At 53.5% G+C, this 16071-nt stretch carries 14 protein-coding genes and 1 riboswitch; of the genes, 8 read left to right on the top strand and 6 right to left on the bottom strand.

All coding sequences use genetic code 11. The annotated features are described in order from the left end of the window. A partial coding sequence (locus CUZ56_RS11880; protein WP_162615338.1) for an autotransporter family protein occupies positions 1-1321 on the top strand: 1321 nt, incomplete at its 5' end. Between the two features lie 110 nt (positions 1322-1431). Here CUZ56_RS11880 and rnz read toward each other — a convergent pair. Then, on the bottom strand, positions 1432-2349 hold the full coding sequence (rnz, locus tag CUZ56_RS11875; RefSeq protein ID WP_126980617.1) for a ribonuclease Z: 918 nt from the start codon (positions 2347-2349) through the stop codon (positions 1432-1434). A gap of 145 nt (positions 2350-2494) precedes the next feature. After that, a complete protein-coding gene (locus CUZ56_RS11870; protein ID WP_126980616.1) occupies positions 2495-3913 on the bottom strand; it encodes an MFS transporter in 1419 nt (472 codons plus the stop codon). 594 nt (positions 3914-4507) lie between these two features. Beyond that, a riboswitch (S-adenosyl-L-homocysteine riboswitch) is annotated at positions 4508-4611 on the top strand. Positions 4612-4691: 80 nt separating this feature from the next. Here CUZ56_RS11870 and ahcY point away from each other — a divergent pair. Beyond that, positions 4692-6140 (top strand): adenosylhomocysteinase, encoded by a 1449-nt coding sequence (ahcY, locus tag CUZ56_RS11865; protein ID WP_126980615.1) that lies wholly within the window; start codon positions 4692-4694, stop codon positions 6138-6140. A 104-nt stretch (positions 6141-6244) separates the two neighbouring features. Next, positions 6245-6922, top strand: coding sequence for a polymer-forming cytoskeletal protein (locus CUZ56_RS11860; RefSeq protein ID WP_126980614.1), 678 nt, complete (start codon positions 6245-6247; stop codon positions 6920-6922). 56 nt (positions 6923-6978) lie between these two features. On the opposite strand, the gene CUZ56_RS11855 is transcribed toward CUZ56_RS11860, so the two are convergent. Beyond that, positions 6979-8709, bottom strand: coding sequence for a WG repeat-containing protein (locus CUZ56_RS11855; RefSeq protein WP_126980613.1), 1731 nt, complete (start codon positions 8707-8709; stop codon positions 6979-6981). 193 nt (positions 8710-8902) lie between these two features. Here CUZ56_RS11855 and CUZ56_RS11850 point away from each other — a divergent pair, with 193 nt between their 5' ends. Further along, positions 8903-9592 carry a phospholipase D-like domain-containing protein gene (locus CUZ56_RS11850; RefSeq protein WP_126980612.1) on the top strand — a complete coding sequence of 230 codons (690 nt, stop codon included), beginning with the start codon at positions 8903-8905 and terminating at the stop codon, positions 9590-9592. A 39-nt stretch (positions 9593-9631) separates the two neighbouring features. Here CUZ56_RS11850 and CUZ56_RS11845 read toward each other — a convergent pair whose 3' ends face one another. After that, on the bottom strand, positions 9632-10096 hold the full coding sequence (locus CUZ56_RS11845; RefSeq protein ID WP_126980611.1) for an Lrp/AsnC family transcriptional regulator: 465 nt from the start codon (positions 10094-10096) through the stop codon (positions 9632-9634). Between the two features lie 134 nt (positions 10097-10230). On the opposite strand from CUZ56_RS11845, the gene CUZ56_RS11840 reads away from it, so the two are divergent. From CUZ56_RS11840 to CUZ56_RS11825, 4 genes are all read left to right on the top strand, one after another. Next, a complete protein-coding gene (locus tag CUZ56_RS11840; RefSeq protein ID WP_126980610.1) occupies positions 10231-11016 on the top strand; it encodes an acetoacetate decarboxylase family protein in 786 nt (261 codons plus the stop codon). 228 nt (positions 11017-11244) lie between these two features. Further along, a complete protein-coding gene (gene groES, locus CUZ56_RS11835; protein WP_126980609.1) occupies positions 11245-11541 on the top strand; it encodes a co-chaperone GroES in 297 nt (98 codons plus the stop codon). A gap of 33 nt (positions 11542-11574) precedes the next feature. Beyond that, complete coding sequence (groL, locus tag CUZ56_RS11830; protein WP_126980608.1) at positions 11575-13224, top strand: chaperonin GroEL; 1650 nt, start codon at positions 11575-11577, stop codon at positions 13222-13224. A 365-nt stretch (positions 13225-13589) separates the two neighbouring features. Beyond that, entirely contained in the window at positions 13590-14792 is a 1203-nt protein-coding gene (locus CUZ56_RS11825; protein ID WP_126980607.1) for a sugar transporter, read from the top strand. Positions 14793-14867: 75 nt separating this feature from the next. Here the strand turns inward: CUZ56_RS11825 and CUZ56_RS11820 are convergent, their stop codons facing one another. Both CUZ56_RS11820 and yihA read right to left on the bottom strand, forming a co-directional pair. Then, on the bottom strand, positions 14868-15278 hold the full coding sequence (locus CUZ56_RS11820) for a T6SS amidase immunity protein Tai4 family protein (protein ID WP_126980606.1): 411 nt from the start codon (positions 15276-15278) through the stop codon (positions 14868-14870). Between the two features lie 37 nt (positions 15279-15315). After that, the gene (gene yihA / locus CUZ56_RS11815; protein WP_126980605.1) at positions 15316-16032 is read right to left on the bottom strand and encodes a ribosome biogenesis GTP-binding protein YihA/YsxC; all 717 of its coding nucleotides are present in this window, start codon (positions 16030-16032) and stop codon (positions 15316-15318) included. Positions 16033-16071: the final 39 nt, after the last annotated feature.

Below are 16071 nucleotides of genomic sequence, written 5' to 3'. Positions count from 1 at the left end.
CATCACCGGGGGCACCACCCCCGGCACCGATGGCGGCGGCCTGTACATCTCCAATGGCGGCAGCCTCATTGTCGACACCCACCTCAACGAAGGCGGCGTCAACAGCTTAAGCGACGTCCTGGTGGTAGACAACGTACAAATGGGCAGTGGTGCCACCCGCATCATCGTCAACCCCATGATCGGCAGCACCGGAGGCCTCACCATTGATGACGGCATCAAAATCGTCGAAGTCATGGGCACCCAGGACGCCGGCAGCTTCGTACTCGATGCACCCGTCACCTACGGCGCCTTTGAATACATCCTCGTACAAGGCACACTGCCCGGCAACGAAAGCCACTGGCACCTGCAAAACTACGACACCACCAGCAGCAACAACAACTGGTGGTGGGACTGGGCCAACCGCGCCCTGTGGAACCCCAACATCGGCTCCTACCTGGGCAACCAGTATGCAGCAGCCACCATGTTCAACCAGAACATCCTGGACCGTCGCGACAGCACCCGCTCACCCGACCAGACCATCTGGATGCGCAGCAACTACAACCGCGCCCAAAGCGACATCCTGAACGGCAAACAGGAAGTCACCATCAAAACCGGGCTGCTGCAAATCGGTGCTGACCTGATCCAGCGCGACAACCTGGTGGCAGGCGTATACGCCGGCTATGGGCATAGTGACATCGACAACAAATCCAGACAAACCGGCACCAGTGCCGACGGCAAAGTCAACGGTTACCAGGTTGGTGTTTATGGCAGCTGGCTGCCCGACAACAACGTAGGCCTGTTTGCCGACGTCTGGGCCTACTATGCGTGGTACGACAACAAACTCAGTGGTGCAGCGCAATACAGCACCACCAAATACGACAGCACCGGGTATGCGCTGTCAGGAGAAATCGGCTACGGGTTTGAACTCAGCCAGCAGGAGAATGGCCGCTCGTGGATACTCGAGCCCCATGCCCAGCTCATCTACACCCATGTTGATGCAGACGACTTCTACGACAGCCTTGGCACCTGGTACAGCAGCAACAAAGGCAGCGGCATCCAGACCCGGCTGGGAGCGCGGTTGTACGGGCAGAATGCACCCGGGCAGCATGGTGTCAACCCATTCATCGAAGCCAACTGGCTGCACAACAACCTGGACAGCGGTGTGAGCCTGAACGGGTACCAGGTCAGCAGTGACATTGGGAAGAACGTAGGGGAAGTCAAGATCGGCTTACAGGGTCAGGTCACAGACAGGCTGAGTGTGTGGGGCCATGTGGGAGCGCAGAGAGGTTCAGAGAGCTTTGAGCGCTATGAGTTCCAGCTTGGGCTGGGCTGGCAGTGGTAAGACACGCGAGCAGATGAGAGAGTAACAGCAAGGGGGCCACAGGCCCCCTTGCTCTTTTTTAAGCTTGCTGTTGCCAGTGCGGCAATGCGGTGGGGTCAACTGAATGGATTTCAGTTGACGGGGAATGTTTCCAGATCATGCGCCATTACCGTGGCCGGGAATATGGCACGGCATTCTTCCAGCAAACGGGGTTCGTCCATCTGGTGGTAACGGGCGCTGATGTGCGTGATGATCAGTTGTTTTGCCTGGCTGTCTTTGGCAAACTGTGCAGCCTGCGTGGTGGTGGCGTGCCCGCGTTCATTGGCTTTTTCGGCAAACGCGGCCTCCAGCGTGGCTTCGTGTACCAGAATGTCGGCATGGCGCGCCAGTGCCACGGCCTGTGGGGCTGGTGCGGTATCTCCCATGATGGTGATGATTTTGCCCGGTGTTGCCGGGTGAATGTAGTCCTGGCCGTTGATGATGCGTCCATCAGGCAGGGTGATGGTTTGCCCGTTTTTGAGCTGTTGCAGATGCGGGCCGCTGGAAATGTTGTCGCGCTGGAGTTTGCCAGCATCCAATGCGCCAGGCAATGCAGACTGTTCAATGCGGTAACCAAAGCATTCCACACGGTGTTCCAGATGTGCGGCGTGCACGGTGAATTGTGGCTGCTGCATGATGGCGCCAGGCTGTATTTCGTTGATGGTCAACGGGTAGGTCAGATAAGAAGCCGTCATTTCCAGTACCGTTTCCAGATAGCGGCGTATGCCTGGCGGGCCATATACGGTGAGCGGCTGCGGGCCGGTGGACATGGAACGGCTGGTCAGCAGCCCTGGCAATCCCAGGATGTGGTCGCCGTGCATGTGGGTAATGAATATCTGTTCAATTTTTTGCGGATTCAATCCGCTGCGCATGATCTGGTGTTGTGTACCCTCGCCGCAGTCAAACAGCCAGATGCCCTGTTGCTCTTTGAGCAGGTTGAGTGCAATGCTGGTGACATTGCGCCTGAGCGTGGGAACGCCGGCACTGGTGCCTAAAAACTGTAATTCCATGAGGCGCTTTGGCTATGCGTATTGGTGATGAAGACGTTATTGTATCGGACTGGGGGTTGAAAATAACCTGTGTGGATGAGGCATAAAAAAACCACGGCATGGTGAAATGCCGTGGTCATCAGGAAGGAAGAATCGGTTCGTCAGCTTAAGCGCGGGTTAAACCGGCGCTTGTGCTGGGTTCTGTATGCGTGGGTGTGTTGTGCTGCGGGTGGTGTTCGTGCATGCTCAAGTCTTGCGCGATACCCTTGGCACCCCGTTTACGTGAGTCCGGCATCAGGAAGCCCATGAAGGTGACCATGATGGCCATGCAGACAACGTAGACGTAGAACACGCTGGGGATGTTCCAGTCTTTGAACTGCAGCGCCAGATATTCAGCAGAACCACCGAAAATGGCATTGGCGATGGCATAGGGGAAGCCCACGCCCAAAGCGCGTACGTGCGGCGGGAACAGTTCTGCTTTGAAGATGCCGCTGATGGATGTATAAAAACTCAGGCCAAACATCGGAATGAGCAACACCAGCGTGGTGACAATGGGTGAATGACCCTGGCCCAGGAATGTCAGAACCGGATAGGTGACAACGGCCATGAAAATACCAAACGTGATGATGTGGTTGCGCCGGCCGACACGGTCAGACCAGGCCCCGACAAACGGTTGCATGATCATGAACAGAATCAGCACAACCGGGAAAATCATGTGCACGATATTCGGGTCCATGCCAGCTGTGTTGACCAAAAACTTCTGCATGTAGGTGGTGTATGTGTAGAAACACAGCGAGCTGGCAGCGGTAATGCAAAATACCAGCATGACGCCTTTTTTGTAGTTTTTCAAGCCTTTAATGGTGCCGGCCTCTTTGTTTTTCTGTGCGTCAGAAGGTGCAGTTTCATGCAGTTTGCGGCGCAGATACAGCGCAACCAGTGCTGCGGCAGCACCAATCAGGAACGGAATACGCCAGCCCCAGGCAACCATTTCTTCTTTGCTCAGCAGCAGCCCCAGTACCAGCAGGACCAGCGTGGCCAGCAATTGTCCGCCAATCAGCGTGACGTATTGGAACGAAGCCAGGAAACCGCGGTTGCGCGAGGTGGCGACTTCACTCATGTAGGTGGCTGTCGCACCGTATTCGCCGCCGGCGGAAAAGCCCTGCAGCATACGTGCCAGGGTCAGGAATACCGCTGCCCAGAGGCCGTTGATGCCCCAGCTTTCTAGGGTGCTGAAAGTGGGAAGAATGGCAATGACCAGTGAGCCCAGACACATCAGAACAACCGAGAGCAGCAGTGATGCCTTGCGGCCTTTGCGGTCGGCGATGCGGCCGAAAAACCAGCTGCCGACTGGCCGCATGACAAAGCCGATGCCGAATACGGCGGCGGCTTTGAGCAATTGGGATGTTTGGCTGCCTGTTGGGAAAAACTGCGATGAGAAGTAGATTGCTGCAAACGAATAGATGTAAAAGTCATACCATTCAACCAGATTGCCGGTGGCACTGGCAACGATGGCTTTGACGCTTTTTCTGGTTTCCGCGCGTTGTTGTGCTTTCAGTTCTGCTGCGCTGTGAGCGGTTGTTGTCATATCAAAATACTCTTTAGTCAAAAATAAGCTGAGTCCAACAAAGCAACAAAATGCCATGCGCATGGGCGTTCAGAAGCGGTAAAGCTAAGGACGCTTATGGCGCAAATGCAATGTTTTGCTGTAGATGATTCAGTTATTCGTTATCAATATTTTTAATAGAAATGTGTTTCAGACTGCATTTCGCTGCATGAGAGCACAATTCTGGTTGCATACTGCTTCAGCCATAAAAAGGTTGTCTCCAAGGCTTGGCAGCATAATCTGCCTGGCTTGTACTTGCTCAACAGAGCACTTGCCGGGCGGATGGTACATTTTGAAGCCAAGCCAGGGGAGTTATAAATAGGGGAAACCATGAGCAAAAAGTGAAACGCCGTTTCGCAAAGAGAAACGTGGTGTGTTGTGCGTATGCAAAAATTAACGCCGGGTCTTGCCATGGGAAAGTCTGTCTATCAATGTGTTTGTAGGCCAATGAGTTTAATTGTGCAGATGCGAATTTTGGTCTGGCTTCATGTGTGCAGAAAAAATGGAAATGCAGGAAAGCAGGAATGGTCTTCAGACTATTTTTTTCAAAAATAGCAAAACAAGTACAATAGACGCTGTTCCGAGGAGCGTTGCGACCTTGCGCTGAAGTGTGTATTTCAGTTGATGGGGCCAGGCTCGGAGATCTCATACGTTTAAATGACAAACGGCGCTCACCCACCTGATAAACAGGCATGGTGTGAGCAAAGCTGCTGCTGTGCTGCGGGTGGGCGTTATCAATTGAATATAAAAGGATTGATCAATGAATGCTGTAGCACAACCACAAGTGACTGTAGACCACGTTGTTGCTGATTTAAAGCTGGCTGGCTGGGGTCGCAAGGAAATTAAAATCGCTGAAACGGAAATGCCCGGGCTGATGGCGATTCGTGAAGAATACGCCGCCAAACAGCCGCTCAAGGGTGCCCGCATTGCAGGCAGCCTGCACATGACGATTCAGACTGCCGTGCTGATTGAAACGCTGCAGGCATTGGGTGCGCAGGTGCGCTGGGCTTCATGCAATATTTATTCAACGCAGGACCATGCGGCTGCGGCCATTGTGGCCAATGGCGCGGATGGCAAGGGTACGCCGGTGTTTGCGGTGAAAGGCGAGTCGCTGACGGAGTACTGGGAATATACACACCGTATTTTTGAGTTTGGCGACCAGGGCGCTGAAAACGAAGGTCCGAACATGATTCTGGACGACGGCGGCGACGCCACGTTGCTGATGCACCTGGGCAGCAGGGCAGAAAAAGATGCCTCTGTGATTGCCAGCCCGAAAAGCGAAGAAGAGCAAGCCCTGTTTGCAGCGATCAAAGCACGCCTGGCGAAAGATGCCAACTGGTACAGCCGCAAGCTGGCCAAGATTGTCGGCGTGACCGAAGAAACGACTACCGGGGTGCATCGCCTCAATGAAATGTCGGCCAAGGGCACTTTGCTGCTGCGCGCCATCAATGTGAACGATTCGGTGACCAAGAGCAAGTTTGATAACCTGTATGGCTGCCGCGAATCGCTGGTGGATGGTATTAAACGCGCAACAGACGTGATGATTGCCGGCAAGATTGCGGTGGTGTGCGGTTATGGCGATGTGGGCAAAGGCTGCGCACAGGCCATGCGTGCATTCTCAGCACAGGTATGGGTGACCGAGATTGACCCGATTTGTGCCCTGCAGGCCGCGATGGAAGGCTATAAAGTGGTGACGATGGAAGAGGCCGCTGACAAGGGCGATATTTTTGTGACCACGACCGGCAACAAGGATGTGATTCGCTACGAGCACATGGAGAAGATGAAGAATGAAGCCATTGTGTGCAACATTGGCCACTTCGACAATGAAATTGATGTTGCGTCCCTTTCCAAGTGCAAGTGGGAGGAGATCAAACCGCAGGTGGACCATGTGATTTTCCCCGATGGCAAACGCATTATTCTGCTGGCACAAGGCCGTCTGGTGAATTTGGGTTGCGCCACCGGGCATCCAAGCTATGTGATGTCTTCTTCATTTGCCAACCAGACGCTGGCACAGATTGAGCTGTATACCAAGCCCGATGCATACAAGGCAGGGCAGGTGTATGTGTTGCCCAAGATTTTGGACGAGCATGTGGCGCGCCTGCAGCTTTCCAAGCTGGGTGTCAACCTGACGGTGCTGACCGATGAGCAGGCCGCATATATTGGCGTGTCCAAGCAGGGGCCGTATAAAGCGGACACTTATCGCTATTAAGCTACAATAAAATCTGGAACACCACCGGCAGAAGGTATTGTTCTGCCGGTGGTTTTTTTTCACAAAAAGTATGTTGACGTTATGAGAAGTGAGGTGTACGTAACATGGAGCTGATTGCATTGCCGACATTGAGTTACGAACAGGCACAGGAACTGATCAAAAAGCATGCGGGAAGCGTATTGAACGATGCAGAGGTGGCGCTGCAGGCGCATGAGTCTGAAGAGGATGATTACCGCCCGGCTGAGATTCGTTTTTGTGATGGTGATTTTGAGCTTGATGAACTTGCAGCTTCATGCGACTGCCTGATTGTGAACGGCAATCTGCATGTGAGGGGGCTGCTTGAAACATGCCACGAGGTTGAAGAAGGCGCATTGATCGTATTGGGCAACGTAACGGCCGGCAATGTGATTGTGCATGATTCATGGTGCGTAATTAGCGGTAACTTTCATGCCGGGCATGTATACGCAAACTCTTCGAATAACTGTGGCATGGTGGTTGGTGGCAATGTGCAGGCTGAATCGCTGGTGGAGTTTGGTCAGCATATCCATGTGATGGGCGATGTTCAGGCTGATCTGGTGCTGTCGGGCATGAATCAAATTCAGACAGATGGGCAGGAACATGCGGCCAGGCGGCTGGATCGTGCCACAGGCGTGCAGCAAAAACTGACAGAGGTATTTCAGCCGCTATGCGTGGAGGCTGATCCCGAATCGAAAAAACAGTATTTGGAAGAAGATGTTTACTGCAACATGCTGCGGCTTGGCGAGAACCCGCTGATTGTTTGACGGTATGTTCTGCTGTACCGAATCAATTCCGGTACAGCAGGCTATGCGGCGCTTTCTCATTCATTATCAAAGGTGTCGCAAATAAACAGGCACAGCGTATGCTGAAAGTCGCCATCACCATATTGACTGAAAAATAACAGCACCAGCCAGCGTTCATCATCCATTTGCCATGCGCTGGACTGGCTGGAGTCACCCTTGAAGATCACGTCATCTTCCTCCGGCTCCCCTAGAATCTGTACCAACTGCTGTTGCAGTTGCTGGTAGTTTTCATTGAAGGCATGGTCGCTTTGATCGCTCAAAAACGGATAGCTGGACCAATCGGTTTCGCTGTAGTAGCTCACGGCCAGTGTTTTGATCGCACCGTGGAGGATATCTTCGGGTTCCAGGTCTTCGTCAATGGCATATTCATCTGCGGTGTCGTCTTCGCGCGCCCCGCCAAATACATAGTCAATAAAACAGAAGTCACGTGCCGGTGCGGCGTGCAATGTGTCAATCAGTTGCTGCAACTGCTCATTGGTATAGTTTAAGTTGCAACAGGCGTCGCGGTTAAAGAACAGGCCGGGTTTTTTCATCTGTTCGATGGGGTAGGTTTTCAGTATTTGCCCGGCAGCGTTTTTTAATGTGGCATGTTCATGGTCAAAGTGAAGTGTGGCGATGGCCGAGCCGTCCGGGAAAACGTATTCAATGGTGTTTTGATGTGTGATAAAAGCAGGCAAAAACCGCAGGCTCCCGACCAATTCGTGGTAGTTGTTCTTGTTGCTGTCGTGGTTGCTTAGAGGTTCTATCCAATGGTCTTTGAAAATGGTCTGCCCTTCGGGCGTCAGCAGGCCCCAGCGTGCATCTTTGGTGCAGATGAGTGTGACGCCGCTGTGTTGAAAGAATGGGTGGGCATATTCAATACCGAGTGGCGCAAATTCGATATGCATTTCACCACCAGGCTGTTTGAGAAAACCATTGTGAGTGCGGATCAGCCCGCAGTTGAGGTCTTGCGGGGAGAAGGCGTGATACCGGTTGTCGTAAATAATTTCGCCCTGGGTGTTCAGGCACACGCTGGGTTTGTAATACGTAACGGCCAGCCCCTGTTCGCTGAAGTCCGTCATGAAGCTGTAGCTGGGTTTGACAGTCCATTCGCCCTTGCCGTTGATCAAGCCGAACTGACGGGAGGCTTCATCTTCAAAGCGGGCAATGCCATCAGGGGTGAATGCATGCCCCCGGCCCTGTCTGGCATTAATGGCTTTTTCACCCTGGCGGTTCAGGTAAATGGTATAGGTTTTACTTTTCTCACGATAAACGATGGGGGCCAGGCCATATGCGCCAAAGCCGCCGATGGTATGGATTTTGGCCTGTTCGGAAACAGCAGAAGGTAGAAGTTGTTTTTCACCGCTTTGCAGGTCGATAAGCAGCAGGGTGCCTTGCTCGGTTAACGCCAGGCACAGGTGCTGGTCCGCTGTTGTCAGTTGTGGGTATTCGCAGGGAACCACCAGTTTGCCCTGGGTGTTGACCATGCCCCAGCGTTTGTTCTGGCACATACGGGCATAGCCTTCCTGGCCGAAAATACGTGCTTCACTGTATTGAGGGGGAATGGCCCACTGACCCGTGTGATTGATGTAACCCCATTGGCTGCTGTCATCACAAGCGTTCAGGTAGGGCTGCTGATCATCTGATAGGCTAACGGCACCCACGCTGCTTACACCAATATCAAGTAAATCGCCTTTTTCGTTGAATAAAACGGGAAAGCTATGGCCAGACTGGCCCAGAATTTCGATTGCCCAGATATAAGGCTGCATTACGACATCTCCAGCGAATTGCAAAATTGTTTGTGGGGGTTTCTAGGTGGCTTTTACCAGCGGGGCTGATAGTTGCGTTTAATCGTATCACAATGGTACATTCTGCAATTCAATGATGAGTGCCGGTTGATGACCTGACAGCATGCGGTTGGCATGCACGGTGTTGCAATCAGGGCCATGTATAAGGAAGCATATGGATTTTGATCACCTGGATGAGCAGTTGCGTGAAACTGCGGCGGACTGGCGGCTGAGCAATGAGGAGCGTGACGAGCTCAGGCAGCTTGGTAAAGTGCTGGATCCTGAGCGTATCCGTTTTATGCGCAACCGTGCTTTTGACATGGTGCGCGAAATGATGCATTCCGGGCTGGACCGGCAAGAGGTGATGCAGGGGTTTAAATGGCTGGAGCAGGTGGTGAAAACGCTGGATGCCACTTCTGCGCCGCAGCGTATCAAGGCGAGCGCTTATTTCAGCCCGGGGGATGCCTGCCGCCATGCCATTCGTTCGTTGTGCCGTGGTGCGCGCAGCAGTGTGGACGTTTGCGTATTTACCATTGCCGACAATGTGCTCAGCGACGAGCTGCTCGCATGCCACAAGCGTGGTGTGCAGGTTCGTGTGATTACCGATAATGAAAAGCAGCATGACGCGGGCAGCGATATCGAAATACTGCAACAGGCCGGCATCGCGCTGTGCATGGATCACAGCGAATACCATATGCACCATAAGTTTGCGGTGTTTGACCGCAGAATTCTTTTGAATGGCAGTTTCAACTGGACGCTTTCGGCCAGCCGTCATAATGAGGAAAATGTGCTGACGACGGATAACCCGGTGCTGGTCAGCCAGTATTTGCAGCATTTTGAATTGCTGTGGCAGCGTTATCGTTAGTGCCAGGCTGCCAGGTGTTTTGCCGCCTGGCAGCTCTGCTCAGGCCGGGATCGGCAGCGGACTCAGGGGTTTGATCTCTTTCAATACGAACATGGTGTGCATTTCTTTGATGCCGGGCAGCCGGCGTATCACGGTCATGGCAAAGTCGGCGTAGCTGTCCATATCGGTTGCAACCACCTGAAGCAAAAAATCAGCTTCGCCAGCAATGGCGTAACAGGCGATCACATTGTCCAGGCTGTGCACGGCGTTTTCAAAGCGCAGTGCTTCATCGTGTGAGTGGGTGTCGATCTGAATGCGGACAAATACCAAAACGCCCAGCCCAACGGCTTTGCGGTCAATGGCGGCTTTGTAGCCGGTGATCACGTGTTCGTCCTCCAGTTTCTTGACGTGCCGCCAGCAGGGCGAGGCCGACATGCCGATGCGGGTGGCCAATTCCTGGTTGGTCAGTTTTCCTTCCATCTGCAGTGTGCGCAGTATGCGAATATCCGCTTTTTCCAGTGACATGGTCATTTATTCCTAATTTTTAATTAATTGAAAAATATTTTTTCTAATTATTATTTTTTTGGAGTAAAAAAGAAATCATTTTTCTTTATATGAGGAATATATTAAGGCATTAATTTTTCTACAGGAGATTGACCATGCCGCATTTATCTGGCCTCACACCACCACTGACACCATCCGGGCGCTCTTCACTGGTGCCGCTGCCGCCATGGCATTATGCGGGCGAAGTGATTTCGTTGCGGTTTGCTGTTGATGCCAAAGCCGCGCAAACTTTGCTGCCAGCCGGTTTTGGCAATGCAACCGGAACAGCGTACGGGCATTTTTGCGACTGGCAATCGACCACCGATGGCTGGGAACTGCTTGACCCTGTATATGCCCAGTACAAGGAGTTTTTTGTTTTGATTGAGGCCATTGACCAGGCCGGGAGCAAAAGGCTGTATTGCCCGTTGATCTGGGTGGATCAGGATATTTCTATGATGAGGGGCTTGTTGCAGGGCTGGCCGAAAAAACTGGGGCAGGTCTGGATGACGCGTTCTTATGGCATTGACCACCCGGCTGCGGCCTACCGGAAGGCCGGGTGCAGAATGGGGGCGAGCCTGGCAGTCAAAGACCGGCGTCTGGCCGATCTGGCGCTGACGCTGACCGGTGCGCCGGGAGAACGGCTGGGTTTTCTGGCTTTGCCGACATTTGGGTTGGTATGTGCGCCGAGCATCATTGGCAAGCCGGGTTCCGGTGCGCATCAACTGGTCAGGGCCAGTGTGGCGTCAAGTATGGCCGGCGCATTTCATCAGGCGGCAGGGACATTGCGGTTTTATGAAAGCCCGCATGATGAGCTGTCATTGCTTTGCCCGCTGGGGGAGGTGTCTGCCAGTGTCGGGGCTTTTGCATTGAGTGTGACAGGCGCAGAAGCTGTTGCTGCATAGTTCAATCATTACATGTGATGAAATATCCATTTTTATTGATGCTATTTCCCTTAACCCCCTTGAAATTTGGTGGCGAAGTCTCTATTATTAGCACTCGTTAGGGGTGAGTGCTAATAATGCCTATGCATACATCAATGCACTCACTGGTTTTTAGTTTTACAAAGCGGCAGCACATGGTCCGATATGACAAATCTGCCGCTTTATCAATCAGTTTTTTAAGGAGCTGAAATGACCCTCAAACTTCGTCCGCTGCATGACCGTGTTGTTGTCAAGCGCATTGAAAGCGAAACCAAAACCGCTTCTGGCATTGTGATTCCTGATGCTGCTACCGAAAAACCCGATCAGGGTGAAGTGCTGGCTGTGGGCCCGGGGCGCCGCGGTGAAGATGGCAAGCTGGTGGCTATGGATGTCAAGGTCGGCGACCGCGTGCTGTTTGGCAAATACAGCGGCCAGACCGTGAAGGTTGACGGCCAGGAACTGCTCGTCATGAAAGAAGACGATCTGTTTGCAGTTGTTGAAAAGTAATTGATTATTTGTACTGAATTTTAGGAGATTTACATGGCTGGAAAACAAGTCGTATTTGGCGATGACGCCCGCTCGAAGATTGTTAACGGCGTCAATATTTTGGCAAATGCCGTTAAAGTGACGCTGGGCCCCAAAGGCCGTAACGTGGTGCTGGAACGCTCCTTCGGCGCCCCGACCGTGACCAAAGACGGTGTGTCTGTGGCAAAAGAAATTGAACTGAAAGACAAGTTGGAAAACATGGGTGCCCAGTTGGTGAAGGAAGTGGCTTCCAAGACCAATGACATCGCTGGTGACGGTACCACCACCGCTACCGTGCTGGCACAGGCCATCGTGCGTGAAGGCTTCAAGTATGTGGCCGCTGGCTTCAACCCCACCGATATCAAACGCGGTATCGACAAGGCTGTGAACGCCATTGTGGAAGAAGTGAAAAAGACCGCTAAAAAAGTAACCACCAGCAAGGAAATTGCCCAGGTGGGTTCCATTTCTGCCAATGCTGATGAAACCGTCGGCAAGATCATTGCGGACGCCATGGACAAGGTGGGCAAAGAAGGCGTGATTACCGTTGAAGACGGCAAAAGCCTGGAAAACGAACTGGAAGTGGTTGAAGGTATGCAGTTTGACCGCGGCTACCTGTCACCTTACTTCATCAACAATGCAGAAAAACAGGTTGCCATTCTGGACAATCCTTACATCCTGCTGCACGACAAGAAGGTTTCCAACATCCGTGATCTGTTGCCGATTCTGGAGCAGGTGGCTAAGTCCAGCCGTCCGCTGCTGATTATTGCAGAAGACGTGGATGGCGAAGCGCTGGCAACCCTGGTGGTGAACAGCATCCGTGGCATCCTGAAGACCGTGGCTGTGAAAGCCCCTGGTTTTGGGGACCGCCGTAAAGCCATGCTGGAAGACATCGCCATTCTGACCGGCGGTCAGGTAATTGCTGAAGAAGTCGGCCTGACACTGGAAAAAGTGACTCTGGCTGAACTGGGCCAGGCCAAGCGCGTTGAAATCGGCAAGGAAAACACCACCATCATCGACGGTGCTGGCCAGGCTGATGCGATTGAAGCCCGTGTGAAACAGATCCGCACACAGATTGAGGAAGCAACCTCTGACTATGATCGCGAAAAACTGCAAGAACGCGTAGCCAAACTGGCTGGCGGTGTGGCCGTGATCCGTGTGGGTGCTGCGACCGAAGTCGAAATGAAAGAGAAAAAAGCCCGCGTCGAAGATGCACTGCACGCAACCCGCGCAGCTGTGGAAGAAGGCGTTGTGGCCGGTGGTGGCGTGGTGTTCCTGCGCGCCCGCTCTGCCATTAAAGACCTCAAAGGTGACAATGCCGATCAGGATGCCGGCATCAAAATCGTGATGCGCGCTCTGGAAGAGCCGCTGCGCCAGATTGTGTTCAATGCAGGCGATGAGCCCAGCGTTGTGATCAATAAAGTGCTCGAAGGCAAAAAGAACTATGGTTACAATGCCGCCAATGGCGAGTATGGTGACCTGGTTGAAATGGGTGTGCTGGACCCGGCCAAAGTGAGCCGCTCTGCTTTGCAGAACGCCGCTTCTGTGGCTGGCCTGATCCTGACCACCGATTGCCTGATTGCTGAGCAGCCCAAGGAAGAAGGCGCTGCCGGCGCACCTGACATGGGTGGCATGGGCGGTATGGGTGGCATGGGCGGCATGATGTAATCAGCCCCCGGTATACCCTTCAGGTGCGGCTGTTCAGGCGGCACCTGTTGAAATGCTGAGAAAAAACCTCGAATCGGTGTTCGGGGTTTTTTCATTGGGTGGTGTAACCGGGCGCAAAACAGAGCGACAATACGGTGCAGTCTGATCAACCTGCCGCACGGGCCGGTAAGGTCACACTGGCTCATCTTGGCTGAAAAACAGCCTAACAAAAGTCTATTTATGGATATTCAGAATCTACAGCTTTGCATCCCCAGGATCTAGCCCAGGAACCAAGGCAATTCATTGATGCCTGCGTTGTGCTGCCACGCTGCGTGCGGGGCGGAGAATGCTGGGGGTGTACCGATGTAATATAGATTCGTGTTTTTATGACAACCTCATCTCAATTGCCTGCGCTTAAGTCCTGGCTTCCTGTTATCAGCCTGGCGTTTGCCGCGTTTATTTTCAATACCACCGAGTTTGTGCCAGTCGGGCTGCTGACCTCTATTGCGCCGAGTTTTTCGATGGATGTGGCGCATACCGGCCTGCTGATTACCGGCTATGCCTGGGTGGTGGCGCTGCTGTCACTGCCGCTGACGATTCTGACTGCCAGGTTCGAGCGGCGCCGCCTGCTGATGTTTCTATTCTGCGTGTTTGTGCTCAGCCATATTCTGGCCGGTGTGGCGTGGAGTTTTGGCACGCTGATGGCCGCACGCATGGGCATTGCCTGTGCGCATGCCATTTTCTGGTCGATTACCATTGCACTGGCGGTGCGTGTGGCGCCCAAAGGCCAGGGGGCCAAGGCGCTGGGCATGATGGTGGCCGGTTCTTCCATGGCGACGGTACTGGGCGTGCCGATTGGTACGGTCATCGGGCAGCATCTGGGCTGGCGGGTGACGTTTTTGTGTATTGGTGCGGTGGCACTGGCAGTGATGGTGGTGTTATGGCGCCTGTTGCCGCTGCTGCCCAGCAGCAATGCCGGTTCGCTGAAAAGCCTGCCTTCACTGTTCAGGCGGCGTGCACTGTTGCATGTGTATGCATTGATCGCGATCATCGTAACCGGGCACTTTACTGCCTATACCTATTTTGGCCCGTTCATGGAGAATGTCGCCGGCTTCAGCAAGGACGATGTGGTGTTGCTGCTGCTGGTGGTGGGTGGTGCCGGGCTGATCGGCAGTTACTTTTTTCCCAGGTACAGCAGCCGTTATCCCATAGGTATGCTGATGGAGCCGATGGGGATCATGTTCGGGTGTCTGGCGTTGCTGCTGTTATGCTCCGGGAGCATGTACAGCACGGCGGCGCTGTGCCTGTTTTGGGGCACGACGATGGTGATGATTGCGCTGACGTTGCAGACCAAGGTGCTGGCCATTGCATCTGACGCGACCGATGTGGCAATTGCAATGTTTTCCGGCATTTTTAACATTGGCATTGGTGGCGGGGCGCTGATCGGCGGGCAGGTATCGCTGCACTTGGGCACCGCCTATGTCGGGTATGTGGGCGCGGTGATCTTGATGGCGGCACTGGCATTGTGCTACTTTTTCTCACGCCATCTGCTGTCTGCACACAAGCCGCCTGGCGAAAGCAGCAATTAAGGATTTAAACATCGTTGATGTTCAAATGATGGCATTGGGTCAGACAGGCACCTGGTGGCAAAACCTGCTGTCAGGTCAGTTGCTACCGTGCTCCTGGTCGGGGTGGGCCAATGCGTATTCGTATTTTTCGACCAGGGCCGTCAGTTCATCGCTGTGGTAAAGGTCGATGCATTTCATCAGTGTCAGCGATTGGCCCGCCATGGTGCGGTATTCGCGTGCCAGAAACTGTTTGCTGAGTGTCACGGCTTCTTCGTATGCTTCAATTGGATAATGGCCGATTTCAAGATAGCCGCCTGCAGCTATCTGGGCGTCCTTTTGAATATCGGCATGTTGCTGAAAACCGTTGGCAACACACTGGCTGAGTGTAAAATTCCTGAAAGACTCGGCAGGTGAATAGCCTCTTTGCATGATCGCATGGTCGTCTGCAAATGCATGGCTGGCAAACAGGCAGGCTAAGGCAATCGGAATGAGCCGGGTGTTAATCATGCAGTGTCCTTGCGTATTTTGAAATAACCGTCATGTTTTATGCCGACTCAGCAGGAGACGGCTCAACGGCTGAACCTATCGGCGCGTCAGGATGGCACCAGTTGTACAGTTCCACCGCAGTTTCTGCCACGCCGGTACGCTTGGTGGATGAGAACAGCCGCACACTGGCGCCCCCGGCCTGTATGCGTACGATCGAGAGCGCTTTTTGCCCTTCGCTGCGGGTCAGCTTGTCGGCCTTGGTCAGCAGCACCATCACATTGAGTCCGGCCGTCACACGCTCACGCATCACATCCAGCAAAATATCGTCAAGTTCGGTCAGGCCGTGCCGCGGGTCAATCAGCAGCACAATGCCATGCAGGTTGGGGCGGGTTTGCAGGTAATTCACCATCACCTGCTGCCAGCGCCATTTGGCCTCTTTAGGCACCGAAGCGTAACCATAGCCGGGCAGGTCGGCAAAACGGGCATTGACCTGCTGCTGGCGGCCCAGTGCAAACAGGTTGATGTGCTGGGTACGCCCGGGTGTTTTACTGGCAAAGGCCAGGCGCTTTTGCTGCGTGAGTGTATTGATGGCGGTGGACTTGCCCGCATTGGAGCGTCCGACAAAAGCAATTTCGGGCAGGTCGGGCGGCGGCAGGTGTTCCAATTGTGCTGCAGTGGTGTAAAAGCGGGCCGTGTGCAGCCAGGCCAGCGCTTGTTTGCTGGCGGCTGAATCGGAGGTGTTTTTGGCGTATGGATGGGGAGCAGGTGATGTCATGAACTACAGCAAAGTCAAAAATATAAAAAACCAGCCCCT

It is taken from the genome of Saezia sanguinis (assembly GCF_003991585.1).
Classification (GTDB): Bacteria; Pseudomonadota; Gammaproteobacteria; order Burkholderiales; family Burkholderiaceae_C; genus Saezia; species Saezia sanguinis.
This window is presented reverse-complemented; position numbering and strand designations above follow the sequence as displayed.

Excerpts from the sequence above, each read along its gene's own strand:
- CUZ56_RS11870 (WP_126980616.1), bottom strand. The coding sequence starts at position 3,913 with ATGACAACAACCGCTCACAGCGCAGCAGAACTGAAAGCACAACAACGC.
- CUZ56_RS11850 (WP_126980612.1), top strand. The coding sequence starts at position 8,903 with ATGGATTTTGATCACCTGGATGAGCAGTTGCGTGAAACTGCGGCGGAC.
- groES (WP_126980609.1), top strand. The coding sequence starts at position 11,245 with ATGACCCTCAAACTTCGTCCGCTGCATGACCGTGTTGTTGTCAAGCGC.
- CUZ56_RS11820 (WP_126980606.1), bottom strand. The coding sequence starts at position 15,278 with ATGATTAACACCCGGCTCATTCCGATTGCCTTAGCCTGCCTGTTTGCC.
- CUZ56_RS11840 (WP_126980610.1), top strand. The coding sequence starts at position 10,231 with ATGCCGCATTTATCTGGCCTCACACCACCACTGACACCATCCGGGCGC.
- ahcY (WP_126980615.1), top strand. The coding sequence starts at position 4,692 with ATGAATGCTGTAGCACAACCACAAGTGACTGTAGACCACGTTGTTGCT.
- CUZ56_RS11825 (WP_126980607.1), top strand. The coding sequence starts at position 13,590 with ATGACAACCTCATCTCAATTGCCTGCGCTTAAGTCCTGGCTTCCTGTT.
- rnz (WP_126980617.1), bottom strand. The coding sequence starts at position 2,349 with ATGGAATTACAGTTTTTAGGCACCAGTGCCGGCGTTCCCACGCTCAGG.
- CUZ56_RS11855 (WP_126980613.1), bottom strand. The coding sequence starts at position 8,709 with ATGCAGCCTTATATCTGGGCAATCGAAATTCTGGGCCAGTCTGGCCAT.
- CUZ56_RS11845 (WP_126980611.1), bottom strand. The coding sequence starts at position 10,096 with ATGTCACTGGAAAAAGCGGATATTCGCATACTGCGCACACTGCAGATG.
- CUZ56_RS11860 (WP_126980614.1), top strand. The coding sequence starts at position 6,245 with ATGGAGCTGATTGCATTGCCGACATTGAGTTACGAACAGGCACAGGAA.
- groL (WP_126980608.1), top strand. The coding sequence starts at position 11,575 with ATGGCTGGAAAACAAGTCGTATTTGGCGATGACGCCCGCTCGAAGATT.
- yihA (WP_126980605.1), bottom strand. The coding sequence starts at position 16,032 with ATGACATCACCTGCTCCCCATCCATACGCCAAAAACACCTCCGATTCA.